Source organism: Gemmiger formicilis, from assembly GCF_016900095.1.
GTDB classification, from domain to species: Bacteria; Bacillota; Clostridia; order Oscillospirales; family Ruminococcaceae; genus Gemmiger; species Gemmiger formicilis_A.
Map to the genome: position 1 here is coordinate 1 of NZ_JACJJP010000004.1, position 23,829 is coordinate 23,829.

General features: G+C 59.9%; 22 protein-coding genes. 9 read left to right on the plus strand and 13 right to left on the minus strand.

Annotated elements, in window-relative coordinates; translation table 11 throughout:
- Positions 1–516: 516 nt before the first annotated feature.
- The 10 genes from H6B15_RS02765 to H6B15_RS02810 form a co-directional block, all read right to left on the minus strand.
- Positions 517–1,275 carry a sigma-70 family RNA polymerase sigma factor gene (locus H6B15_RS02765; protein ID WP_204645829.1) on the minus strand — a complete coding sequence of 253 codons (759 nt, stop codon included), beginning with the start codon at positions 1,273–1,275 and terminating at the stop codon, positions 517–519.
- A 33-nt stretch (positions 1,276–1,308) separates the two neighbouring features.
- Complete coding sequence (gene spoIIAB, locus H6B15_RS02770) at positions 1,309–1,743, minus strand: anti-sigma F factor (RefSeq protein ID WP_204645831.1); 435 nt, start codon at positions 1,741–1,743, stop codon at positions 1,309–1,311.
- 18 nt (positions 1,744–1,761) lie between these two features.
- Entirely contained in the window at positions 1,762–2,058 is a 297-nt protein-coding gene (locus H6B15_RS02775) for an anti-sigma factor antagonist (RefSeq protein WP_204645833.1), read from the minus strand.
- 152 nt (positions 2,059–2,210) lie between these two features.
- Positions 2,211–3,509 carry a bifunctional folylpolyglutamate synthase/dihydrofolate synthase gene (locus tag H6B15_RS02780; RefSeq protein WP_204645835.1) on the minus strand — a complete coding sequence of 433 codons (1,299 nt, stop codon included), beginning with the start codon at positions 3,507–3,509 and terminating at the stop codon, positions 2,211–2,213.
- Complete coding sequence (locus H6B15_RS02785; protein WP_204645843.1) at positions 3,506–4,102, minus strand: VanZ family protein; 597 nt, start codon at positions 4,100–4,102, stop codon at positions 3,506–3,508. Before H6B15_RS02785 ends, H6B15_RS02780 begins: the two co-directional genes overlap by 4 nt.
- A gap of 182 nt (positions 4,103–4,284) precedes the next feature.
- Positions 4,285–5,490 carry an aspartate kinase gene (locus tag H6B15_RS02790; protein ID WP_204645845.1) on the minus strand — a complete coding sequence of 402 codons (1,206 nt, stop codon included), beginning with the start codon at positions 5,488–5,490 and terminating at the stop codon, positions 4,285–4,287.
- Between the two features lie 27 nt (positions 5,491–5,517).
- Positions 5,518–6,411: a homoserine kinase gene (thrB, locus tag H6B15_RS02795; RefSeq protein WP_204645846.1), complete on the minus strand. Its 894-nt coding sequence runs from the start codon at positions 6,409–6,411 to the stop codon at positions 5,518–5,520.
- Positions 6,412–6,431: 20 nt separating this feature from the next.
- The gene (locus tag H6B15_RS02800) at positions 6,432–7,661 is read right to left on the minus strand and encodes a homoserine dehydrogenase (RefSeq protein WP_204645855.1); all 1,230 of its coding nucleotides are present in this window, start codon (positions 7,659–7,661) and stop codon (positions 6,432–6,434) included.
- Positions 7,662–7,700: 39 nt separating this feature from the next.
- Positions 7,701–8,129, minus strand: a complete 429-nt coding sequence (locus H6B15_RS02805) for an ACT domain-containing protein (RefSeq protein ID WP_204645857.1) — start codon at positions 8,127–8,129, stop codon at positions 7,701–7,703.
- Between the two features lie 250 nt (positions 8,130–8,379).
- Positions 8,380–10,995: a transglycosylase domain-containing protein gene (locus tag H6B15_RS02810; protein WP_204645859.1), complete on the minus strand. Its 2,616-nt coding sequence runs from the start codon at positions 10,993–10,995 to the stop codon at positions 8,380–8,382.
- 204 nt (positions 10,996–11,199) lie between these two features.
- Between H6B15_RS02810 and H6B15_RS02815 the strand changes: the two genes are divergently transcribed.
- The 5 genes from H6B15_RS02815 to H6B15_RS02835 all read left to right on the plus strand — a co-directional run bounded on the left by H6B15_RS02815 (position 11,200) and on the right by H6B15_RS02835 (position 14,174).
- A complete protein-coding gene (locus H6B15_RS02815; RefSeq protein ID WP_204645861.1) occupies positions 11,200–11,517 on the plus strand; it encodes a hypothetical protein in 318 nt (105 codons plus the stop codon).
- Positions 11,518–11,656: 139 nt separating this feature from the next.
- Positions 11,657–11,899 carry an acyl carrier protein gene (locus H6B15_RS02820; RefSeq protein WP_204645863.1) on the plus strand — a complete coding sequence of 81 codons (243 nt, stop codon included), beginning with the start codon at positions 11,657–11,659 and terminating at the stop codon, positions 11,897–11,899.
- Positions 11,900–11,970: 71 nt separating this feature from the next.
- Positions 11,971–12,387, plus strand: coding sequence for a MaoC family dehydratase (locus H6B15_RS02825; protein WP_204645865.1), 417 nt, complete (start codon positions 11,971–11,973; stop codon positions 12,385–12,387).
- Positions 12,388–12,427: 40 nt separating this feature from the next.
- Positions 12,428–13,171 (plus strand): SDR family NAD(P)-dependent oxidoreductase, encoded by a 744-nt coding sequence (locus tag H6B15_RS02830; RefSeq protein ID WP_204645867.1) that lies wholly within the window; start codon positions 12,428–12,430, stop codon positions 13,169–13,171.
- Positions 13,164–14,174, plus strand: coding sequence for a hypothetical protein (locus H6B15_RS02835; RefSeq protein WP_204645869.1), 1,011 nt, complete (start codon positions 13,164–13,166; stop codon positions 14,172–14,174). The genes H6B15_RS02830 and H6B15_RS02835 overlap by 8 nt, the downstream gene beginning before the upstream one ends.
- Positions 14,175–14,347: 173 nt before the next feature.
- Here H6B15_RS02835 and H6B15_RS02840 read toward each other — a convergent pair whose 3' ends face one another.
- The gene (locus tag H6B15_RS02840) at positions 14,348–15,628 is read right to left on the minus strand and encodes an NAD(P)-dependent oxidoreductase (protein WP_204645871.1); all 1,281 of its coding nucleotides are present in this window, start codon (positions 15,626–15,628) and stop codon (positions 14,348–14,350) included.
- Positions 15,629–15,704: 76 nt separating this feature from the next.
- Positions 15,705–16,892 carry a nucleotidyltransferase family protein gene (locus H6B15_RS02845; protein WP_204645873.1) on the minus strand — a complete coding sequence of 396 codons (1,188 nt, stop codon included), beginning with the start codon at positions 16,890–16,892 and terminating at the stop codon, positions 15,705–15,707.
- A gap of 399 nt (positions 16,893–17,291) precedes the next feature.
- On the opposite strand from H6B15_RS02845, the gene H6B15_RS02850 reads away from it, so the two are divergent.
- From H6B15_RS02850 to H6B15_RS02865, 4 genes are all read left to right on the plus strand, one after another.
- On the plus strand, positions 17,292–18,500 hold the full coding sequence (locus H6B15_RS02850) for an acetate/propionate family kinase (RefSeq protein WP_204645876.1): 1,209 nt from the start codon (positions 17,292–17,294) through the stop codon (positions 18,498–18,500).
- 157 nt (positions 18,501–18,657) lie between these two features.
- Positions 18,658–20,157 carry a hypothetical protein gene (locus H6B15_RS02855; RefSeq protein ID WP_204645879.1) on the plus strand — a complete coding sequence of 500 codons (1,500 nt, stop codon included), beginning with the start codon at positions 18,658–18,660 and terminating at the stop codon, positions 20,155–20,157.
- Between the two features lie 134 nt (positions 20,158–20,291).
- On the plus strand, positions 20,292–20,639 hold the full coding sequence (locus tag H6B15_RS02860) for a PadR family transcriptional regulator (protein WP_345941915.1): 348 nt from the start codon (positions 20,292–20,294) through the stop codon (positions 20,637–20,639).
- Positions 20,636–22,027 carry a DUF2812 domain-containing protein gene (locus tag H6B15_RS02865; protein WP_204645882.1) on the plus strand — a complete coding sequence of 464 codons (1,392 nt, stop codon included), beginning with the start codon at positions 20,636–20,638 and terminating at the stop codon, positions 22,025–22,027. Before H6B15_RS02860 ends, H6B15_RS02865 begins: the two co-directional genes overlap by 4 nt.
- 65 nt (positions 22,028–22,092) lie before the next feature.
- Here the strand turns inward: H6B15_RS02865 and H6B15_RS02870 are convergent, their stop codons facing one another.
- Entirely contained in the window at positions 22,093–23,766 is a 1,674-nt protein-coding gene (locus tag H6B15_RS02870; RefSeq protein WP_207751476.1) for a formate--tetrahydrofolate ligase, read from the minus strand.
- Positions 23,767–23,829: the final 63 nt, after the last annotated feature.

Consider the following 23,829-nt stretch of genomic DNA (forward strand, 5'->3'; position numbering starts at 1 on the left):
TTATAAATGGTATTTAATCACTTACAAAGTGTTAAATCACTGTAATTTCTCAGACACAATCGCTTGCGTCCTGTTGAATTACTTGTTCTTTTGGAATTGATTATAGTGTTTTTCCAAACACTGTAAGGTTCCACAAGTTTCAGGTTTGTTCAATTTTCAAGGTCCTGCTTGGCGCTGCCCTCATCGGGACAGCTTGCTTATTATATCTCGCAAAGTTCTTTTTGTCAAGCACTTTTTTGAGATTTTTTTGAGCTGCGAAGTTCTTGATGAACTTCTTTTCTCAGCGCCTGCCGTTTCTTGCGAAACAGCTTAGTTATAATACCACCCGATCAAGCAATTGTCAACACCTTTTTTCAGATTTTTCAAAAAACTTGCCTGTGGTTTGCCAGCATTTTACCGGCATGTAGTAAGTTTAGCATGCAATCCTACTTCCGTCAAGCATTTTGCTTCGCTATAACGCAAATTTGGCGTTTTACCCATCCGGAGTGTCCCCAGTTGGATAAAACGCCTAAAAAATCATACTTTTGATTTGGGTCTTTTCTTTTCCTCCTTCCTCTCTTCCCCGGTCAATTCCTGACGCATCCACTTAAGAATCTTCCGTTCGCGGCGCGAAATCTGGACCTGCGTGGTGTGCAGCACCTTGGCGGTTTCGCTCTGGGTCTTTCCTCCGAAAAAGCGAAGGCGGATCAGCACTCGGTCCTGGGGCGGCAGCTTGTCCATAACCTCCCGCAACCCGATCCGTTCTGACAGCTTCTCTTCCGGGGATTCCACCGGTATATCCCACTCCCGGTTTCCGTCCTCACTTTCGGTAGGAGTCAGGGATACCACCGGCATGGACGCCCGGATGGCCATGGCTACCTGTTCCGGTGTAGCCCCCAGTGTTTCGGCCAACTGTGTGACCCCCGGTTCGGCGCCTGTCTGTTTGAGAAACCGTTCCCGTTCGGCATTGATCTTCAGTCCCAGTTCTTTAATGGAGCGGCTGACCTTGACCGTGCCGCCGTCCCGGAAAAGCTTTTTGATTTCCCCCAGGATGACCGGTACCGCATAGGTGGAAAAGCAAACGCCACGTCCCGAATCAAACCCGTCGCAGGCCTTGACCAACCCCAGGCAGCCCGCCGCGTACAAATCCTCGTACTCAATGCCCCGACCGATGAACCGTCCCGCGCAGGTACGGGCCAGGCCCAGGTTGCGCTGGATGAACTCTTCCCGGGGAATCCGATCATACAGGGCGGTGGTATTGGCCGATTGGGACACGGCAGAAGTCGTTGCTGACATGACGGTGACCTCCTTATGTTGGTATGTAGGAAGTCAGCCTTTGGCCTCCAGCCGCTTGGCCATGGTCACCCGGGTTCCCCGTCCCGGTGTGGAGCTGACCTTGACCTTATCCATAAAACTTTGCATGACCGCAAATCCCAGTCCTGCCCGTTCATCCGGGTTGCCTGTGGTGAACAAGGGTTCCATGGCCTTGTCCACATCCGGAATGCCCACGCCACGGTCGGTGACGGTGATGCGCACCAGGCCGTTTTCATACAAAGCCGCGGTCAGGGTGACCTGGCCCACCGCATCCGGGTAGGCGTGTACAATACAGTTGGTAACTGCTTCGGACACGGCGGTCTTGATGTCGGCCAGCTGGGGCACCGTGGGATCCGCCTGGGCCAGAAATGCCGCCAGGGCCGCCCGGGCAAAACTTTCATTGACGCTGCGGCTGAGAAAGGTAAATTTGACCTGATTGACCATCTTCATGTAACATGTATCCTCCGTTCACACATAGGAGATCCGGGCCAGGTCCAGCATGCGCCGGACAGCCGCGGGCGGGTTCTGCACCGTGAGGCGGCCGCCCAGGGAGGACATGTACCGTCCCCGTCCCAGGATCAGTCCCACACCGGAGGAATCCATAAAAGTAACACCCGAAAAATCCAGGGTCAACAGTTCCGGCATGCGCGCATCGATCTGGGCGTCGATTTCCCGGCGCAGCCCCTGGGCCGCATGGTGGTCGATCTCCCCCGAAAGATAGGCAGCCAGTGTTCCGCTGGCGGGCACAAAACAGATCTTTGCCAAGTTTGTCCACCTCGATCATACAAAAAGCGCCCCGTAGGCTGGTTTGTATCACCAGTATACGGGGCGCTTGGCAAATATTTTGCTGAAATACGGCGTCACCTGCAAAAAAGAGGTTCCGTGCTTTTTATTCCGGGACCGTACTTCCGGGGGAATCAGTTTTCCGCTTCTTCCAGCAGAATCGGCCGGGCTTCGGCGGCCAGATACAGACTGCCGCAGACCACCACGCCGGCCAGGTTGTGGTAGTCGGCATAGTCCACCGCCTTGCGGATGGCTTCGCGGACGGTACCACCTGCTTCGGCGTCCAGATGGAACCGGGCGGCATGCTCCAGTTCCTCCGCCGTCATGGCACGGGGACAGTCGGGAGTGACCGTGAACACCTTATCAAAGGTTTTGGAGAGGGCTTCCAGCATAGGACCGTGGTCCTTATCCTTCAGCACTCCCATCACCCCCACCAGGTTGCCTTCATATCCGGCTTCGGACAGGGTGGCGGCCAGGGCGGCAGCGCCGTCGGGGTTGTGGCAGCCGTCCAGCAACAGCAGCGGATGGCGACGGATGACCTCGATGCGGGCGGGCATATGGGCCGCCTGCAGACCGGCTTCAATGGCTTCGTCGGAAATGTCGTAGCCGTACTGACGCCAGAGGGTCAGGGCAATCTCGATGGCCATGGCCGCATGGTTGGCCTGGTGCTTGCCGGGAAAGGACAGCATGACCCGGTATCCGCCGTAGTCGATATAGTTCTGCAGCGGGCGGCATTTCAAGGGCAGAATATCCTCCAGGTCCGGGGTCTGGATGGAAGTATGGGCTTCGGTGGCCGCGGTGAGCAGCGGCCCCATGGCTTCCGGCGGCTGGTCCGGGTAGCAGATGACGGCACAGCCTTCCTTGATGATGCCGGCCTTCTCGGCGGCAATGGCGGCCAGGGTATCCCCCAGCACATCCATATGGTCCATACCGATGCGGGTGATGGCCGCCACCAGCGGGGCGGGAATGGCGTTGGTGGCATCGAAGCGGCCGCCCAGACCGGTTTCCAGCACCACGAAATCGCACTTTTCCCGGGCGAACCAGAGCAGCGCAATGGCGGTGACCACCTCAAATTCCACCGGGGAGGGCTTGCCGGCGGCACACAGCTCGTCCACGGCGTCCAGCACTTCCTCCGCCAGATCGCCCAGGGTCTGGGGAGGAATCATCTCGCCGTCGATCTGAAAGCGTTCCCGGAAATCCAGCACATACGGGCTGATGGTGAGCCCGGTCTTGTAGCCGGCATGGGTCAGGATGGACGCGGTCATGGTAGACAGCGTCCCCTTGCCGTTGGTGCCGGCAATATGGATGCATTTCAGCTTGTTTTCTGGGTTGCCCAGGGTATCCAGCAACGCATGCATGCGTTCCAGGGTCGGTTTCCCCGTGCCCATACGGGGCAGGGCGTGAATGGCCTGCACGGCCTGTTGTTCGGTCAAAGCAGTTCCCTCCTGTTAGGGTTTTCGTGGTGGGGCGGTTCCGCATTGATGCGGTCCTCCTCCTGTTCCCGCAGCAATCGTTCCCGTTCGGCACGCAGGCGGCGGTTTTCCTTCTTGATGCGGTGGAAGGCTGTGATGGCCCGCACGATGAGCAGCAGGATCAAAGCCACAAACAGGCCGAAGACCACACCGCCCATGTCGATCCAGACGTCGGTGACCTGGGAGGTACGGCCGGGAATGAATTTCTGGATGGTTTCATCCATCAGTGCCGTGGTCATACCGCCCAGCAGAGGCCAGCTGACGTGGCGCACAAAGTGGGAGGTATACACCCGCAGGCAGAGCATGAGCAGGAAGCCTTCCAGGGTGAACTCGGCAAAATGGGCCAGTTTGCGGACGGTGTGCTCGGAAAGCGGGCCCAGGTTCACCTTATCCAGCAGATGGTTCAAAGCCCGCATGACCGCCTGGCTGCGCTCGGAGGAGAAATATCCTTCCTGCAGCGAATTGCGGAAGATGAACACAATGCAGGCAATCAGCGCGATGGTGAAGATCACCCGGAAGGCGATCAGCCATGGACTTGTTTTTTGATTTTGCATTTCAGTTCCTTTGTTTTTCTATGTTTTTGATACGGGTTTTACTGATTATAGCACCGGCAACGCCAACAGGCAAGGCCGTGGATTGTAAAAGCAGAACCGCCGACCGCACGCCCCGGCGTTGAAAACAGGCCGGAATGGCAGTGCGGGCAGCGGCTCCGCTACAGATATTCCTGGGTAGGGATTTACTGGATAAAGGCGTCGTGGATGGCGGAGACGGCACGGTCCGCATCCGCCTTATCGATGATGACGCTGATCTTGATTTCGCTGGTGGAGATCATGCGGATGTTGATGTTCTGGCCGGCCAGCGCCTCAAACATGGTGGAGGCAACACCCGGATGGCTCTGCATGCCGGCGCCCACCACGCTGACCTTGGCGCCGGTCTTATCCACCGAGATTTCGCCGCCGCCGAAACGGCCCTTGTGGTTTTCCAGCACGCTGACGGCGCTTTCGGCATCGGTGAGGGGCACGGTGAAGACCAGGTCCTTGTTGCCCGCGGTGCCGGAGCTCTGCAGAATGATATCCACGTTGATGTTGCGCTGCGCCAGCAGGCTGAACACCTTGAAAGACATGCCCGGCACGTCGGGCACTCCCTTGATCGAGATTACGGCCACGTTGTCATCCTTCGCAACGCCTTTGATCAGCATACCTTCCACTTTCGTTTCCTCCTTCACGATGGTTCCCGGAACGGGATTGATGCTGGAGAGTACCTCCAGCTCGACGCCGTACTTTTTGGCAAGTTCGACGCTGCGGTTGTTCAGGACCTGGGCTCCCAGAGAAGCCAGTTCCAGCATTTCATCAAAGGTGATTTCCTGCAGCTTGGTGGCTTTGGGAATCTTGCGCGGGTCGGCGGTGAACACGCCTTCCACGTCGGTGAAGATCTGGCAGCGGTCCGCATGCAGCGCAGCCGCCAGTGCCACGGCCGAAGTATCACTGCCGCCACGGCCCAGGGTGGTGATGTCGTCGGAACGGTTGAGGCCCTGGAACCCGGCCACCACAACCACACGGTTGCGGGCCAGCTCGCTTTCCACGCGCTCGGTGTCCAGGCGCTTGATGCGGGCCTTGGAATAGGAACGGTCGGTGACGAAACCGGCCTGCCAGCCGGTGAGGCTGACGGCGGAAACGCCGATTTCCTGCAGGGCCATGGCCAGCAGGGCGATGGAGATTTCCTCGCCGGCCGCCAGCAGCATATCCATCTCCCGGTGGGACGGGTCGCCGGTGATCTCGGCCGCTTTGGCGATCAGGTCATCGGTGGTGTCGCCCTGGGCAGACACCACGACCACCACATCATTGCCCGCGTTGCGGGTGTTGGCCACGATGCGCGCCACATTGAAGATGCGGTTGCGGTCCTTGACCGAGGTACCGCCGAATTTTTGTACAATCAATGCCATTGGTGAATTTCCTCCCCTTCTATGCTGTCACGCCTCAACGGTCGCGCCGATATTGTCGGCCAGCAGGCGATAGACGGTGAAATGACGGAGTTTTTCGGTCTGGGGCAGGGCTTCCCGCGCCTGCTCGAAGAACTCCTGGTCGTCCTTGTGGACGACCGCTATGATGGTGGGGCCGGCGCCCGAAATGTACACGGCCTGGGCTCCCAGGTCCTGGGCCAGCTCAAACATTTCCTCGCCCCCGTCAATGAGCGGCAGGCGGTAACGCTGGTGTAGGGCGTCCTTGGTAGCCACCCCCAACAGGCCGTAGTCACCGTCGCAGAAAGCTGCGGTGGCCAACGCCGCCCGGGACAGGTTGTAGACGGCGTCCTTATGGGAGACCATCTGGGGCAGCGCTGCGCGGGCCTTGGAGGTGAGCAGGCGGAAATCCGGCACAAAGGCCGCAAAGGCCAGGTCCGGGTCGATGTTCTTTTTGACGGTGTAGACAAGGCCTTCGTCATACACGCTGGTGACGAAGCCGCCTAGCATGGCGGGGGCCACGTTGTCAGGGTGACCTTCGATGGCGGTGGCCAGGGTGAGCATCTGACGTTGGGTCAGAGGCTTGCCCAACAGGGCGTTGGCTCCCAGCAGACCAGCCACGATGCAGGCGGAGCTGGATCCAAGGCCCCGGGCCATGGGAATATCATTGCGCTGGGTGATATTCAGTCCCTTGAGGGGCACCCCCAGCTGGTCATAGACGGCGCGGGCGCTGCGGTACACCAGATTGTTGGCGCCGCCCGGCACGTGGGTGTCATCCAGCGAGGTGATATGGATACGGTCGGATTCCTCAAAGGTAAACACATTGTGCATAGAAAGCGCCAGGCCCAGAGAGTCGAACCCGGCGCCCACATTGGCGCTGGTGGCAGGTACGGTAACGGTGACCATTGTGTTGTTCCCTCCCCTGTTTACTCTTCCATCTGTTTCAGGACCAGATCCACATGGCCCCCCAACAGCCCGACCTTTTCGCACACGGCGTTGACAACGGCGGGGGTGGCGCCCTGCATCCGGTAGCTCACCCCTTCGGGACCTTCGTCCACCGGGGAGCCCGGTCCGGCCAGGGAGGCCAGCACGGCGGCGGAAATGCCCCGGGCCCGGATGTACCAGGAATATGCGGCGTCATCGGGCAGCATGCCCTCCCGCTTGGGGGCGGGCTGCCAGAACAGGCTGTCATGGATCTTGGCGCCGTCCTTCAGTGCATCAATGACATCGGCCACCACAGCGCTGGCGGTGGGCAGCTTGCCCGCGCCCTTGCCGTAGAAGATCACGTCCCCCAGCATATCGCCCTTCATGAGAACGGCATTGAAGACGTCGTCCACGTTGGCCAGCTGGTTGGTATCCGGCACCAGCATGGGCTCCACGCCGGCGGAAACACCGCCGTCCGGCAGTTCCTTGTACCAGGCAATGAGCTTGATGGCGCTTTCCAGCTTTTCCGCCGCCTTGATGTCGGCCACGGCGATCTGGCGGATCCCCCGGGTGGGGATGTTGTCGGGATAAACGGCGGAACCGCTGGCCAGCGAGGCCAGAATGGCGATCTTGCGGCAGGCATCCCGGCCGTCCACGTCGTCGCTGGGATCCTTGGTTTCGGCGTAGCCCAGCTGCTGGGCGATCTTGAGGGCGGCGCCAAAGCCCATGTTCTCCCGCTTCATCTTGGTGAGCATGAAGTTGGTGGTGCCGTTGACGATACCTTCGATGGAGCTGATATGGTTGGCGGCCAGGCACTGGTGCATGGGGGTGATGATGGGCGTGCCGCCGCCCACGCTGGCCTCAAACAGGAAAGCCACATTGTGCTCCCGGGCCAGAGCCAGCAGTTCGGCGCCGTAGGTAGCCACCATCTCCTTGTTGGAAGTGCAGACGCTGCGGCCGCTTTCCAGGCAGCGCCGCACATACGGGTAGGCAAACTTGGTGCCGCCGATGGTTTCCACCACCACCCGCACTTCCGGGTCGGCCAGGATGATGTCCAGGTCCTTGACGAACAGGGCCGCATCCGGCGAATCGGAGAAATCACGCACATCCAGGATATATTTGACTTCCACGGGTTCGCCCACGCGCCGGGCGATGGAAGCCGCGTTGCGGCGGCAGACTTCCAGCACGCCGCTGCCCACGGTGCCGAACCCCATGATCGCGATTTTAGCCATAATTACACTCCCTCTCACATTTTATGCCGGCGCCTTGCCTCAGGTGCCCCGGTGTACTTCCACCACAAACGGCTGGCGGGCCAGCTTGAGCAGCATGTCTTCCACCGACATCTGCATGGTGGCGGTGCGCACGGTGACTTCCACCTGCGCGGTGCCGTTTTCCGGCCGGGACTGGGTGATGGTCACGATGGACGCCCCCGCCGCCGAAATACCGGACAACAGCCCCTGCAATGCACCGGTCTTATCCAGCAGGGTGGCAATGACGGTCAGTGTTTCGCGCCCGGACTCCGCATCAAAGACGTAGTCCTTGTATTTATAAAAGGCACTGCGGGAAATACCCGCCCGGCGCGCCGCCGAAGATATGTTGGTGACCGCGCCGGAGGCCAGCAGCTCTTTGGCTTGCAGGACTTTCAGAAACACGTCCGGCAGGACTTCGGCGTCCACCAGAAGAAAACGTCGTTCCGCCATGTGTGTACCTCCTTCAAAAACAGTTGTGTTTGCGACAAGGATAATCATAGCACATGGCGCCTGTGGATGCAAGGGTGTGCCCACCCACCGGCCACAAATTGAGCAAGGTGCACACCCTCGCCGTCAGATTGTGGATTGTTTTCGTCAGACAGACAGTCCTTGTATGCCAGCGGCGCACACGCACAGCCCGGCAAAACCCCGGACAAGCGCGGGGCTTATCCGGGGTCAAAAGTTTTGCCTGTGTTTGGGCTCAGGCGGCCGGGTCGGCGCTGGCCAGCGCGTCCGCAGTGAGCTGTCCCAGCGCAGCGGCGTCATCGCTCAACAGCGAGGCGGAGCTGGAATCGGGCAGGTTGTCGTCGGTGTAGTAACCGGTTTGCCCGCCGCTGGACACAATGGCACCGGTGGAGGTGTTGAACTGGTACTTGTGCACGTTCTCGTTGGTGTAGAAGTTTGCAGCCGGCTTGTCGGCCTGGATCTCCTCCATCAAGGTCTTGAAGGCACGCTGGGTGGGTTTACCGCTGTTGCCGCGGCTGCCGTCCACACCCCACATGCTGTACGGCTTGTCATAGCCCCACCACACAGCGATGGAGTAGTAGGGGGACAGACCGGCAAAGGTGTAGTCCTTGTAGTCGGAGGTTGTACCGGTCTTGCCCACGGCGTCGATGCCCTCGGTTTCGGGCTTCATGCCGTTGGCCGTGCCGGGGCTGGTCCAGACGTTGGCCAGCAGGCGGTTCATGATGACGGCGGTCTCGGGCTCGATGGCCTGGGTAGTGGTGGTCACCTTGTCCATATCCAGCACCACATTGCCCTGGTAGTCTTCCACGCGGGTGTAGTAGTGGGGGGTGGTGTAGGTGCCATCGGTAAACATGGAGTAAGCGTTGGCCAGTTCCACCACGGTCAGGCCGCGGTTCTGGGCGCCCAGCACCAGAGGCGCCAGGTCGGCGTCGTTCTCATTGATCCACTGGCACTGCAGGGTCTCGGTGACGAAGTCGTACATATAGTCCACGCCCACCATAGAGCCGACCTTGACGGCGATGGTGTTGTAGGACTGCCGGATGGCGTCCCAGATCAGCATGGGGGCTCCGTCGCCGCCGGCACCGCCGTAGTTGGTGGGCCATTCCTTCCAGACATCACTGCGGGCCTGGTTGGTGGGATCGTTGGGGTCCAGAGAAAGGCCGAGCTGCAGGCACTTTTCGGTGTCCAGCATCTCCTTGCCTTCCTTGGTGTACAGCGGAGAATCTTCCAGCGCGGTGGAATAGTTGATCAGATGGTCATCCAGAGCCAGGCAGTATGCCGCGATGGGCTTCATGGTAGAACCGGTCTGGTGGGGCACCACAGCACGGTTGATACCGCGGTCCACCGTCTTTTCGCCCAGACCGCCGCCCACGGCGATGACCTCGCCCTTGTGGCCTGCTTCGGTGCTGGTAACGGCAATGGCGGCCTGGGTACGGACTTCCTCATAGAAGGTCAGATACTCGTTGCCATCCTCCGCCGTGTAGGTGCCGGTCTTGAAGGTCTGGTTGGTCTTGTCGGTGTAAACGGGCACATCGTCCTGAGCAAAAATGCTGCTGGCCGATTCGTCGGTGGGATTCATGGGCAGGCCGTTGACATCATACTTGATCTCGGCCCCCACAGGGATATCACTTTCGATCTCTTCCTCATGCCACAGGGCATAGAACAGCTCGTCGCCGTTCCAGGTGTTGTTGAGCATGAGCTGCTCCACCGAGTTCTGCACCGCCGGGTCCACGGTGGTGTACACGCGCAGACCGCCGTTGAAGATCATGTCCTGGGCCTCGGCGTCGGTTTCCAGGTTGTAGGCTTCCTTCAGGTCCGCGGTCAGCTGGGTGATGACCGCCTCGGTGAAGTAGGAGTTGTTGGAGCTGACGGCCACGTTCTCAGTCTTGGACTTGCTTTCGGCCAGGGTGATGGTCTCGGCCGTGGCAGAATCATACTCTTCCTGGGTGATATAGCCCTGGTTGAGCATCTCATACAACACGTGGTTGCGGCGCTGAATCAGATTTTCCGGGTTGGTGAAGGGGTTGTAGCCGGTGGGGTTCTTGGAGATGGACGCCAGCACGGCACATTCGGACAGGGACAGTTCGCCCACGCTCTTGCCGAAATAGGTGTTGGCACCGGCCTCCACGCCCTGGATGGTGCCGGTCAGGGGCACCGTGTTCAGGTAGGCTTCCAGAATGGTTTCCTTACTGTACCGGTTGGACAGGCCGATGGCTCGGAAGATCTCGCGTACCTTACGCATATAGTCCACTTCGTTATCGTCGGTCAGGTTCTTGACCAGCTGCTGTTCCAGGGTGGATGCGCCCTGCTGGCCGCCCAGCAGCTGCTGGCCGGTCAGTTCGTTGAGGGCCGCGGCGATGGTACGCTTGAAGTTGACGCCGATGGAGTCATAGAAGTCCTTATCCTCGATGGCCACCACCGCATGCTGCAGGTTTTCGGGAATATCCGAAAGGTTGACCCACAGAGAGCTGACGTCACCGGACAGGGTGGTGTACTCGTCCCCGTTGCGGTCAAAGAAGATGGTGGACTGTTCGTCCTTTTTCTTTTCCAGGTCCAGCTTGCCTTCGGGGTCGGCGGTGACCTGCACCACATACATGGCCAGCAGCACCGCCCCCACGCTGCCCAGCATGATACACACGCAGATCAGGCAGCCGATAAAGCGCATGATCATACCGAAGATGCTGCGGCGCTTTTTCTTGGCCGGTTTCTTGCCGCCTTTGGCGGAATTGGGCGCGTCACCGGGAACTTTCGCCCCCTGGGTGGACAGATGCCGTTGCTGTTTGGGGTCTATGGGGACCGCCTCCTTTGCGGGTTTTGGTTGTATGGCAGACGGTGACGCTCCCCGCGTCACACAATCATGGACAATACCATATCCTGAATTATAGCACAAACCGCTGCCAAAAGTACAGGTATGGAATGTAAAATTCACAAGAAATTGTTTTTTGGGGTGCGCGGCGGACAATACTTGTTCTGGCGCCGTTGTTTTTTTCTTTTGGCTTTTACGATTTTGTCATCTTTTGTGTGCGGCGCGGGACAGGCAAAAGGGGGATTGGGAATGGAACACAAGCTGCCGAAATTTGTGCGGATTTATCTGGCGCTGCTGGGCGGCGCGGCCCTGCTGTGCGTGGTGGCGGCCGCCGTCTGGTTTGCCCGGGCGGAGTACGATGCCCGCATGCAGGACGGCCCTGCCTATCTGCTGAAGGACAACGGCGGGTATCTGGCCCTGTACACCGGTGAGGGAGAAGGTCCCCTGGCCGAATATGACCTGCGCACCCGGCTGCTGCCGGAGCAGGATGTGCTGGCGCTGCAGCAGGGCGTGCCGGTACAGGATGAAGCGGAGTTGCAGCAGCGGCTGGAAGATTACGGGCTGTAAGACTCCGGGACGGTGCAGGCGGAAAAATCTGTGGATTCCCGTGGTCTTTGTCCCGCCAAAATGGCGGTTTGTGTTGCGAAAACCGAATGAATGTGGTATTTTATATACGTTGGCATTCTATAAAAAGGAGAGTACCGCCATGACCGAACAAGCGATCCTGGACGCCGTGCAGGAAATTTTCCGCGATAATTTCGACGATGACACCCTGGTGATCACCCGCAGCACCTGCGCCGATGACATCGAGGACTGGGACAGCCTGGAGCAGATTAATCTGCTGACCGCCATCGAAAAGAAGTTTTCCATCAAATTCAAGCTGGCGGATGTCCGCGATCTGAAAAACGTGGGCGATCTGCTGGACCTTGTTGCACGCATGACCGCGTAACCACACATTCTGCGGGCGGCCGCTGCTTCTTTCAAGCGGCGGCCGCCTTTCGCATATACAGGAGGGCTTTCATGAACCACTATACCTTGGCCGACATGACCCCCGGCCTGACCGAAAGTTTTACCGTAACCGTAACCGAAGAGATGATGGATGCCTTCAAGGCCATCACCGGTGACTGTTCCCCCATCCATGTAGACGCCAACTACGCCAAGGGCCGGGGATATCCCGGCCGGGTGGTCTACGGCATGCTGGGGGCCAGCTTCTTCTCCACCCTGGCGGGGGTCTACCTGCCCGGGGAGCACTGTCTGCTCCACGGGGTGGAATGCAAGTTTGCAAAGCCCATCTTCATTGGCGACACCCTGACCGTCACCGGCACCGTGGTCAACGTGAGCGAGGCAGTGTCCGAAGCCGAGATCAAGGCGGTCATCACCAACCAGGACGGCAAGAAGGTGACCCGGGGTATTATCCGGGCCGGACTGGCAAAATAACCCTGCACATATTTCCTATAGATAATAAGGAGAAAACCTCATGGCTTATACTTATCTGATTTCCGGCGCCACCAGCGATGTGGGCCGGGCTCTCATTGAACGGCTGCTGAAAACCGCCCCCGAAGGCACCCTGGTTCTGGCCCAGGGCTGCGGCGACGTGGAAAAGCTGGCCCCTCTGTGCCAGGCTTATCCCGGCATGATCCGCCCCTTTGACGTGGACCTGTCCGATCCGTACAAGGTGGACACCTTCTGCCAGGTGCTGGCCTCCACCTGCCCGGCGCCCACCCATTTCATCCACCTGCCCGCCCTGCCGGTGGTGAACACCAAGTTCAAGGCCTTCGACGAGCCCCGCTTTGCCAAGGACATGGAAATCCAGGTGCACAGCGCCGTCAAGCTGTGCAAGGCAGTGCTGCCCGCCATGACCAAGGCCCGATTCGGCCGTATCCTCTTCATCCAGACCAGCTACACCCTGGGCGCTCCGCCGAAAAACACCGCCGCCTATGTGATGGCCAAGCAGGCCCTGGGCGGGCTGTGCAAGAGCCTGGCGGTGGAGTATGCCCGGTTCGGCATCACCGTCAACTGCGTGGCCCCCAGCATGATGGAAACCAACTTTCTGAAAGATACCCCCGACCTGATCGTGCAGGCTTCCGCCGCCGACAACCCCATGGGCCGCAACGCCACTCCCGCCGATGTGGTGCCGGCCATGGCCTTCCTGCTTTCGGATGAGGCCGGGTTCATCACCGGGGTGACCCTGCCTGTGACGGGAGGGTCCGCCATTGCCTGATGTGAGCTTTCGCCTGGCCCGGCCCGGAGAGGACGCCGCCATCCTGGATTTCATCAACACCCACTTTGACATGCATCTGCCGCTGATCAACCGGCCGGAGTTTTACAGCTTCTATTTTGCCGGGCAGGCAGGGGCCGCCCCCCACTTTGCGGTGGCCGTGGACGAAAACGGGCAGTATCTCAGCGCTGCCGGGTACATTCCCGCTGGGCAGTCCCCCGCCGCCGGGGCGTGGGTGTCCATCTGGGTGGCTGCCAAAGGCCACAACGGGGTAGGCCTGGAACTGATGGACGCTCTGCCCGATCTGCTGGGTACCCCGGTGCTGGCCTGCAACAACATCCGCCCCGCCACCTGCAAGCTGTACCATTTTCTGGGCTGGCAAGCCGAGCGCCTGCGCCACTATTACCGCCTGGGCACCCCCGGCCCCGAAGGCTGGACCCTGGCGGTGCCGGGGGCGGCCGCTCCCCTGCCCGGGCCCGCCCATGACCTGGACCTGGAACCGGTGGTAAATGCCCAGTCCCTGCAGGCTCTGGGTCTGCCCGAGACGCCCCACACGCCGAAAAAGGATCTCTGGTATCTGGCCCGGCGATACTTTGCCTTTCCCCACTTTCATTATGATGTGTGGGCGGTGCGGGAAAATTCCCGTTTGCTGGCTTACGCTGTGACCCGCACGGTATCGGCCGCCGACACCGGCTGTGCCTCCGTGCTGCGGCTGGTGGACTTTGTGGGGCCGGATGAGGTATTGCCGCGTATCGGATATGCCCTGAATGAACTGCTGCACCGCACCGGCGCCGAATATCTGGACTGCTACAACGCCGGCATCGATCCGGACATCTGGCGGCAGACCGGCCTCACCGAACGTCTGCCCGAAGACGGGGTCATCATTCCCAACTATCTGACCCCGCCTTTGCGGGACAACACCGAATACTATTACTTTGTCAACCGGCCGGAAAACTTCGTGCTCTTCAAGGCCGACGGCGACCAGGACAGGCCCAACCTTTCCTGATGTCCGACGGCAGGGACGTTTTCAAAAGTTCTCCACCGAACCTTCGTTTCCCGGTTGAATTCTGCTGCAAAGGCCCGGATGTTTCCACATCCGGGCCTTTTTCGGTGGAAAGACAAAAAATGAAGGCGGCACATTTCCGTGCCGCCTTCATTGCCGTATTATGAGATAAGAAATCAGTTGCCGTCGTCGCTCTGGTAGACGGGCACCTCCGCATAGGGGTCCGGGTCCTCGTCGGGCAGGCTCTGCATGTACTGGTGCATGGCTTCGGCCACCTTTTTGCTGTAGGCCACCGCCTCCACCACCGTGCGGGCCCCCTTGACGGCGTCGCCGGACGCAAAGATGCCCGGACGGCTGGTGCGGCCCACCTCATCGGTGACAAAGAGACCCCGGGGATTGACCTTCAGACCTTCGGTGCTCTCGGTGATGGTGGTGCAGGCCCCCTGGCTGATGGAAACCACCACACTGTCCGCCGGGTACAGCATCTCACTGCCCGGAATGTCGGTGAGGGTGCCGTCCTCGGCCTCGTTCACGTCCCGGAAGACCACGCCCTGGTCGGTGATCTCCACCGGCTTCTTGTTGTAGAAGAACTCCACCCCTTCCAGCTTGGCGTAGCTTTCCTCATAATGGCTGGCGGCAATCTTTTTGGTCAGGGAGAAGCATTCCAGATGCCGGGTGCCGTGGCGGATGGCCGTGCGGGCCACGTCCATAGCCGCGTTGCCGGCGCCGATGAGCACCACCCGGTTGCCCAGATGATACACATCCGGGTTCTGCAGGTAGTTGATGGCAAAATGCACGTGACCCAGACTTTCGCCCTTGATGCCCAGAGTGTTGGGCCGCCATACACCGGTGCCGATAAAGATGGCCTTGTAGCCGTCCCGGAACAGGTCGTCCACCTTCAGGGCCTTGCCCACGTCGGTGTTGGGGCGGACCTTGATGTCCTTCAGGCGAAGATGGCGGTATTCAAAGTCGTCCAGCACGCTCTTGGGCAGGCGGAATTCCGGAATGCCGTACCGCAGCACGCCGCCGATCTTATCATGGCTTTCAAAGATGGTCACATCGTAGCCGTAGCGGGCCAGGATCACCGCGATGGTCAACCCCGCCGGGCCGGACCCGATGATGGCCACCCGCTTGCCGTTGGGGGTGGCGGGGCCCTGGGTCATCTGGGACGCATAGGTGGAGGAAATATAGTTTTCGATGATGGAAAAATGCACGGGAGACCCTTTGATTCCCTGCACGCAATGGCCTTCGCACTGGTTTTCATGGTTGCAGATCAGGCTGCACACGGTGGTCAGGGGATTGTTTTCAAACAGCATCCGTCCGGCTTCGTTGAGCTTGTTCTCCTTGAGCAGGCGAATCACTTCCGGAATGTTGGTGTGGATGGGACACCCCTGCTGACAGCGGGGATTTTTGCACCCCAGGCAATGGTTGGCTTCGTCCATAACGTGCAAGGCCATGTTGTTCCCTCTTTCTTCTGTGACCGTTATTTTTGCAACAAAGTGTCAATACGGGCAATGAAAATCCATATCTAATTTATAATACCACTGGTTTTGCAGTATACGCAAGGCCCATGGGCTGGGTTTGTTCCCTGCATAGTGCCGAAAAATCCGTAAAAGAATTGTGCATCTTGATAAGATTTTCTGCTTGGGGCAGGGCCTGTTCCAGCTTGGACAGAGAGGTGGAAACGGGCATCGCCGCGTTCCGCAGCAAGGGCAGTGCCGCTCGCCGGGCCCCCAGCACATGCAGATAAGGCGGCAGTTCCGGCAGGGATCCGGCTTCCACCCCTATGGCCGCATCCAGGGCCAGGCGGCGCAGTCGGGCATGGGGGTACCGTTTTGTCTTGAGGCGAGCATACAGGTCCTCGGCGTCCGAGGCCTGCCGCACGGCAGCGGAAAGGCGGTGTTCCAGCCCTTCGTTGACACCACGCACCCGGGCAAAACGGGCCGGGTCCCCCGCACGCAGCAAGGTCAGCAGCGCCAGGCTGAACCGCCCGGCGTCCATCGTCAGCCCCTGGGCCGCTGCGTGCCGGTAGACCTCCATGGCCGGTTCCGGCACATAGGGGGCCAGGGCTTCCACCCCGCCCCGCCGCACCGCTGCCCGCAGGAAACTGGCCGAAGCCAGCAGCGTCTGCCCCGCCCGACCGGGCTGGACGGAACCGTGGTCAGCCCCCAGCCGGTGCAGGGCCAGCGGCTGCATGGGGCTGTGCTGGGCCAGAAGGGCCTTGCAGTATTCGATGCCCAGAATGTTGTTGGGCCGGGAGAGCAGATCGCTGAGCCCGGGCTCCAGTTCCTCCGCCGCCTTGGCACGGGCCGCCGCAAAGGTCATGCCCTGCCCCAGGTATCCCCGCAGCCGTGCCGACAGGTCCGGCGCTTCCAGCAAGCGGGCGGCTTGCAGCAGGCGGTCGGCGTCGGGGTCTTCCGCCCCGAAGGCCAGGGTATCACACCCCAGGGCGGTGAGCAGGGCCACCCCCGCCGCCGCAAAGGCTTCCGCCCCCGTGTTGGCATAAGGGGCCGGCAACGCCACCACCAGGTCCGCGCCGCCCAGCAAAGCCGCGCGCACCCGGACCGACTCCGGGAACAGGGGCACACCGCCCCGCTGCACCGCCCCGCTGCTCATACAGACGGCAATGGTTTCGGCGCCGCGCTGCCGCAGCATCTGCAGCTGGGTTGCATGACCGTTGTGAAAGGGATCGTATTCGGTGATAATACCGGCAAATTTCATATTGCACCTCAACTGTCCTGTTGTCCGCCGATCATCGTCCTGCACGGCGACTTTTGGAAACATTATACCATATTGTACCGCCTTTTTGCGGACTGAAAGCTGGATTTTCGCATTGCATCCCGTGCACCGGGCTTCAGGTGTATATTTTTTCACGCTTTTTTCATTTTTTTTTCCTTCTTTGCTCCCGTTTGGGGCTGAAACGGACTGTTTTTCCTTTGTGCAATCTGTCAAAAATTTATCAAGCCAATCCGCTCTGCCTTAGGCGTTTATACCGGAAACTGCGCAAGAAATGCACTGTTTAGCAGATTTCATTCTTGAAAAATGTCTGTTTTCATACTATAATTGAACTGTTATTGAATATACGGGATGCGTACCCGAATGATTGAAGGAGAATTGACCATGAAAGTCCTCGTTATCAACTGTGGTTCATCCAGCCTGAAGTATCAGCTTATTGATATGAACGGCGAACATGTGCTTTGCAAGGGCCTGTGCGAACGCATCGGCATGGAAAGCAGCATGATCACCCATGAGGCCAACGGCCACAAAGCCACCACCCCGGCGATCTTTCCCACCCATACCGAGGCTTTCCTGGAAGTGGTGAAGAAGATGACCACCGGCGACGGCAAGGTCATTGATGATCCGTCCGAGATCGACGCCATCGGCCACCGCATTGTGCACGGCGGCGAAAAGTTCAAGGAAAGCTGCCTGATCACCCCCGAAGTGGTGGAGGCCATCCGTGAGCTGAGCCCCCTGGCTCCCCTGCACAACCCCGCCGGCATCCTGGGCATCGAGGCCGCCAAGAAGGTCTTCGGCGACATTCCCAACGTGGCTGTGTTCGATACTGCCTTCCACAGCACCATGCCTCCGCGCGCTTACATGTACGCCATCCCCTATGAATATTATGAAAAGTACGGCGTGCGCCGCTACGGCTTCCACGGCACCAGCCACAAGTATGTCAGCCATCGCGCTGCCGAGTTCCTGGAAGAGCCCATCACCCGCCTGAAGCTGATCACCTGCCACCTGGGCAACGGTTCTTCCATTGCCGCCGTGGACCAGGGCAAGGTTGTGGATACCTCCATGGGCATGACCCCGCTGGCCGGTCTGATGATGGGCACCCGCTGCGGTGACCTGGACCCCTCTGTGGTCAACTACCTGAAGTACACTTTGAACATCACCGGCCATCAGCTGGACGAAATTCTGAACAAGAAGTCCGGCCTGCTGGGCATTTCCGGTGTTTCCAGCGACAAGCGCGACGTGGAAAAGGCTGCCGCCGAAGGCAACAAGCGCGCCCAGCTGGCCAGCGATATGCTGAACTACCAGATCAAGAAGACCATCGGCAGCTACATTGCTGCTATGGGCGGCGTGGATGCCATCGTCTTTACCGGCGGCATTGGCGAGCATGACGCTCCGTCCCGCGCCCGCATCTGCCATCACATGGACTGGCTGGGCATTCACATCGATACCGACAAGAACAACGATGCCCACAACCAGAAGTCCGACGTGGTGGAAATCACCGCCTGGGGCGCTCGTGTGCGCACCCTGGTCATTGAAACCAACGAAGAGCTGATGATTGCCCGGGATACCAAGGAAGTTCTGAGCAAGCAGTAATCTGCCTCATCCGCCAAAACGGCTTACACGTCGGGACCGCATATCAATGCGCGTCCCGGCGTTTTTTTTGTTGGCAAGAATCCCCGGATGTGCTAAAATGTGATAAAAATGTGGAATTATGTCGGGGATCATCTGCCCCGCCTGGGAGCGAATGGATATGCAGAAACAGCTGACGCGGGCTTTCTCCCTGGGATTTGCCCTGGTATGGGGCTGGGTTCTGCTGAACAGTGTGCTGCGCTGGCCCCACAACGGACCGGCTGCCCTGTTGGCAGGTCTGGCCCTGGGCTTCGTCGCCTTTTTTGCGGCCCGGTTCCTGCTGCCCCTGTTGGACCAGATTCCCATGCCCCGATTCCGCCGCGGCATGGCGGCGGCACTGGCGGTTTATACCCTTATCCTGGGCTGGCTGGGTTTCCGGCTGGCGGAACTGCCCATCATGGACATGGCCACCGTGCTGCAAAGCCTGCCGGATTTTCTGGACGACGGCGTGCCCCAGGTGTGGGGCGCTTACTACATCATCTGCAACAACAACCTGGGTCTGGCCTTGGTGCTGGTGCTGTGGTACCGTCTGGTGGGCATTTTCGGCATCACACCGGACACTGAGGCCGGCATTTACGCGGGGATTGTGCTGAATGTGCTGGTCATTGCCTTTTCGGTGGCGCTTGTCTGCCTGCTGGCCCGGCGGATTCTGGGGCGCAACAGTGCCGTAGCACTGGCCTTTTTGCTCTGCGTCGGTTTTCTGCCCTTTGTGCTCTGGTCCCCCTGCTTTTATTCCGATACCCTCTGCCTGCCCTTTGCCCTTCTGGTGGTGCTGGGATGGACCCGTTACCGCCAAGAACACCACCCCGGTGTGCGTCTGGCCCTGCTGGCTGCCATGGCAACCGCCGCCTTTGTGGGGTATGCCGTCAAGGGCAGCGTGGTGGTGGTGCTGGTGGCAGTACTCATCCAGCTGTTTCTGGAGAAAAAAGTCCGGCAGGCCCTGGTGGCGGCGGTTTTGTTGCTGGCGGTGTTCGGGGTGCTGCTGGCGGGATACCGGGCCTGGCAGCGGACCTTTCTGGATTTTTCGGTACAGGATGCGGTGGGGTTGCCGGTGGAACTCTGGTTTGCTTACGGCAGCGGCGGCGACGGCAACTACAATGACCAGGTATGCCAGAGCGCCAAAAGTCTGGCCACCATGGACCAGCGCCGGCAGATGCTGCGGCAGTATATTGCGGCCCAGTACGGGTCCCGCAGCCCGGCGGGGCAGCTGGACTTTATGACCCGCAAAGCCGCCATCACCTGGGGCAACGGACTGTATGACGCCCAGGAATTTCTGGCCACACCGTTGAAGGTGAACTGGACCCATCGGTTCATTCTGCAGGGCCAGCCCGGGTACATGCCCATGGTGTACTATTGTCAGACCTATCTGTATTTTGTGATGCTTCTGGTATGGCTGGGTACGGTGGGGGCCATCCGCCGCGCCGCCCCCGGTCCTCTGACCCTGGTGCGGGTGAGCGTGTTCGGGCTGATGCTGTTTTTATGCCTGTGGGAGACAAAGGCCCGGTACGCCTTTCAGTTCACCCCGCTGTTGTTGCTGCTGGCCACTGCCGCCCTGTGGCAGATGGCCGGTCTGGGGGCTTCCCGCCCCCGGACGGAGCAAGAAGCCGCCCTGGTGGGATAACACCATCTTGCACGCCGTTCCGGCTTACCGCCGGGGCGGCTTTTTTGCATGTCTGTGTAAAAAGTGCAGGGGCGGGGCATTGACTTTCTCGATAATCGAGATTATACTGAAGATAGAAAACTCGATATTCGAGATTGTGCAGAAAGAAGGTGGACGCCATGCCCCGGGAACGGTTCAAGACCCTGACCGAACAGATGTTTTATCTGCTGCTTTGCCTGCGTGAGGAATGCCGGGGCATGGAGATACTGGAGAAGGTGCGCCAGATGACCGACGGCCGGGTAACCATCGGGTCCGGCACTTTGTATGATCTTCTGGAGCAGTTCACCGCCGAAGGCTGGATCGAGGCCACCGGAGCCTTGCGGGGTCGGCGCCGCTACCACATCACCGAAAAGGGCTCCGCCATGCTGGCCAAGGAGTACGAGCGGCTGCGGCTGCAGGCTCGGGATTATGAGCGCTATTCCGGAAAGGAGGCACAGCCATGAACCAAACCAAACGCCTTTTGGTTCCCCTGTCCGTCTATGACCAGCGTGCCATGGAAAGCCTGTTGGAAAAACAGGCCGCCGAAGGCTGGCTGCTGACCCGGATCGGCACCCCGTTCTGGACTTTTGAGAGGATAGCGCCACAACCCCTGCGGTTTGCCGTTGTCTACTTTTCCAAAGCCACGGAATATGATCCCCTGCCTACCGAAGACCAGAAGGACAAGGAAATTCTGTGTGCCCAAAGCGGCTGGCATCCGGCAGCCCGACGGCATTATATGCAGGTGTTTTACACCGCCGACACCGACGCTCCGCCCCTGGAGACCGACCCGGTGGTGCAGGTGGAAAGTCTGCGCAAAGCCATGGGCCGCATGACCATCCGCCCCCGGATGCTGACGCTGGCAGTGTGCCTGATCTGGCTGCTGCAATATGGGCTGGATTTTCGGCATGATGCCATCCGGTTTCTTTCCGACGGGTTCAAGGTGATGGCTCTGCCTGTATGGCTGCTTTTGATGATTGCCTGCCTGGTGGAGCCCATCGCCTGCCTGGTCTGGTATCAGAAAGCCAAACCCGCCGCCGTGGAACAAAACCTCTTTCTGGAACCGCACATTCCGGTCCGGGTAAGCTGGCTGTTTGTGGGAGCGGCCTGCGTTCCGCTGGTTTTGGCCGCACTCACCTCCGGCCTGCCGCTCCAGTGGTTCCTGGCCTGGCTGCTGGTGTGTGTGGTGGCCATCGGAGGCGCCCCCCTGCTGCGCAACCGGCTGCGGAACCGGGAGTATCCCGCCGGGCTCAACAAAACCTTGAGTGTCTTCTGGGCGGTTGCGGTGTACGTGGTGGGCGTTGTGGTATTGCTGGCCGTGTCCCTTGCGGGCGGTCTGGGCCGCACACCCCACACGGAGGTCGACAGCTACGAGGAAAATGGCCGGACATATCCCATTTACAGCGATCCCCTGCCCCTGACTGTGGAGGATTTGACCGAGAGCGATGGAATGTATTCCCGCACAGCCTACACCTATGCCAGTCCTTTGCTGTTCCGCGGCCTGTATGACCAGAGCCCCCTCATCCTCGACAATGCCGGGGCGCCCACCCTCTGGTACACCGTCTATGACACCGATTTCGATTTTGTGCAGGAACTGGTGGTCCGTCAGCTGCTACGCGAGCACAAGGACGAGCCCTACGAGGACGGGCTGGTGTTCCGGGATTCTTACCTTCCCATCGACCCCACCCCCTACGGTGCCCAGGCCGCCTACCAGTTGCAGTGGAGCACCACCGGACCCATTCCGCGGTATCTTTTGTGCTGGCCGGGACGGGTGGTGGAACTGAGTTTTGCCTCCTGGGACCCCACCGACGAACAGCTGACCAAGGCAGCCGAAATTCTGGCCCCCGATGCCTGATGATAAAAACAGCGTGCATGTCCAAAGGACATGCACGCTGTTTGCTTGTTTATGGTATGCCGGAATCAGAACAGGCCGGTGATGCGGCCTTCCTCGTCGCAGTCAATGTCCATGGCGGCCGGGTGCCGGGGCAGACCGGGCATGGTCATGATGGAACCGCAGATGACCACCACAAAACCGGCGCCGGCGGACAGGCGGACTTCCCGCACATTCATGTGGAAGTGTTCCGGCGCCCCCAGCAGAGAGGCATCATCGCTGAAGGAATACTGGGTCTTGGCAATGCAGACCGGCAGCTTGCCGTAGCCCATGGATTCCAGCTGGTCCAGCATCTTTTTGGCGGCCGGGGCGTAGGACACGCCTTCGGCGCGGTAGATCTTGCGGGCCACCGCTTCCACCTTGTCAGCCAGAGAGGCTTCCAGGTCATAGGTGAACTGAATGGGATGAATTTCCGGATTTTCGTCCAGAACCTGCAGCACGGTTTCGGCCAGAGCCTTGCCGCCTTCGCCGCCCTTGGCAAAGACCTCGCTCAGCGCGCAGGGCACGCCGGCTTCGGCACAGACCTGACGGATGACATCCATCTCCTCTTCGGTATCGGTGGGGAAGGAGTTGATGGCCACGCACACCGGCAGGCCGAACCCGTTTTTCAGGTTGTCGATGTGGCGGGCCAGGTTCACCGAGCCCTTGCGCACAGCCTCTGTATTGGGGGCATTCAGGTCGGCCTTGGCCACGCCGCCATGGTATTTCAGGGCGCGGACGGTGGCCACCAGCACCACGGCGGAAGGATTCAGCCCGGCGTAGCGGCACTTGATATCCAGGAACTTCTCGGCACCCAGGTCGGCGCCGAAGCCGGCTTCGGTAACCACATAATCCGCCAGCTTCAGGCCCAACTTGGTGGCGGTGACGCTGTTGCATCCGTGGGCGATGTTGGCGAAGGGACCGCCGTGGATGATGGCGGGGTTGTTTTCCAGGGTCTGGACCAGGTTGGGGTCGATGGCGTCTTTGAGCAGGGCAGTCATGGCACCGGCCGCGCCGATTTCACCGGCGGTGACCGGCTTGCCGTCATAGGTGTAGGCGCAGACGATGCGGGACAGGCGTTCTTTCAGGTCCTTCAGGTCGGTGGCCAGGCAGAAGATGGCCATGACCTCGCTGGCTACGGTGATGTCGAAGCCATCCTCCCGGGGGGTACCGTTGACCTTGCCGCCCAGGCCGTCCACAATAAAGCGCAGCTGCCGGTCGTTCATGTCCATGCAGCGCTTCCAGACCACCCGACGGGGGTCAATGTTCAGGGGGTTGCCCTGCTGGATGGAATTGTCGATCATGGCCGCCAGCAGGTTGTTGGCGGTGCCGATGGCGTGAATGTCACCGGTGAAATGCAGGTTGATGTCCTCCATGGGCACCACCTGGGCGTAGCCGCCGCCGGCAGCGCCGCCCTTGACACCGAACACGGGGCCCAGAGAGGGTTCCCGCAGGCAGAGCATGGTGCGCTTGCCCATGGCACACAGCGCATCCGCCAGGCCCACGCTGGTGGTGGTCTTGCCCTCGCCCGCCGGGGTGGGACTGATGGCGGTTACCAGGATCAGCTTGCCCTGCTTGCCCTCCCCTTTGGCCAGTTTATGGCTGATCTTGGCCTTATACTTACCGTAGGGAATGATATCATCGGCGGAAAGCCCCAATTTGGCCGCCACCTGGGTGATGGGAAGCATATGAGCGTTTTGTGCGATCTGGATATCGCTGAGCATTCTGATCTCTTCCTTTCCTGTCTTTTTGTGCGCAACATCTTGGAAACATATGGATACTATGCT

Excerpts from the sequence above, each read along its gene's own strand:
- H6B15_RS02765 (WP_204645829.1), bottom strand. The coding sequence starts at position 1,275 with ATGTCAGCAACGACTTCTGCCGTGTCCCAATCGGCCAATACCACCGCC.
- spoIIAB (WP_204645831.1), bottom strand. The coding sequence starts at position 1,743 with ATGAAGATGGTCAATCAGGTCAAATTTACCTTTCTCAGCCGCAGCGTC.
- H6B15_RS02785 (WP_204645843.1), bottom strand. The coding sequence starts at position 4,102 with ATGCAAAATCAAAAAACAAGTCCATGGCTGATCGCCTTCCGGGTGATC.
- H6B15_RS02790 (WP_204645845.1), bottom strand. The coding sequence starts at position 5,490 with ATGGCATTGATTGTACAAAAATTCGGCGGTACCTCGGTCAAGGACCGC.
- thrB (WP_204645846.1), bottom strand. The coding sequence starts at position 6,411 with ATGGTCACCGTTACCGTACCTGCCACCAGCGCCAATGTGGGCGCCGGG.
- H6B15_RS02800 (WP_204645855.1), bottom strand. The coding sequence starts at position 7,661 with ATGGCTAAAATCGCGATCATGGGGTTCGGCACCGTGGGCAGCGGCGTG.
- H6B15_RS02805 (WP_204645857.1), bottom strand. The coding sequence starts at position 8,129 with ATGGCGGAACGACGTTTTCTTCTGGTGGACGCCGAAGTCCTGCCGGAC.
- H6B15_RS02815 (WP_204645861.1), top strand. The coding sequence starts at position 11,200 with ATGGAACACAAGCTGCCGAAATTTGTGCGGATTTATCTGGCGCTGCTG.
- H6B15_RS02820 (WP_204645863.1), top strand. The coding sequence starts at position 11,657 with ATGACCGAACAAGCGATCCTGGACGCCGTGCAGGAAATTTTCCGCGAT.
- H6B15_RS02825 (WP_204645865.1), top strand. The coding sequence starts at position 11,971 with ATGAACCACTATACCTTGGCCGACATGACCCCCGGCCTGACCGAAAGT.
- H6B15_RS02830 (WP_204645867.1), top strand. The coding sequence starts at position 12,428 with ATGGCTTATACTTATCTGATTTCCGGCGCCACCAGCGATGTGGGCCGG.
- H6B15_RS02840 (WP_204645871.1), bottom strand. The coding sequence starts at position 15,628 with ATGGCCTTGCACGTTATGGACGAAGCCAACCATTGCCTGGGGTGCAAA.
- H6B15_RS02845 (WP_204645873.1), bottom strand. The coding sequence starts at position 16,892 with ATGAAATTTGCCGGTATTATCACCGAATACGATCCCTTTCACAACGGT.
- H6B15_RS02850 (WP_204645876.1), top strand. The coding sequence starts at position 17,292 with ATGAAAGTCCTCGTTATCAACTGTGGTTCATCCAGCCTGAAGTATCAG.
- H6B15_RS02855 (WP_204645879.1), top strand. The coding sequence starts at position 18,658 with ATGCAGAAACAGCTGACGCGGGCTTTCTCCCTGGGATTTGCCCTGGTA.
- H6B15_RS02865 (WP_204645882.1), top strand. The coding sequence starts at position 20,636 with ATGAACCAAACCAAACGCCTTTTGGTTCCCCTGTCCGTCTATGACCAG.
- H6B15_RS02870 (WP_207751476.1), bottom strand. The coding sequence starts at position 23,766 with ATGCTCAGCGATATCCAGATCGCACAAAACGCTCATATGCTTCCCATC.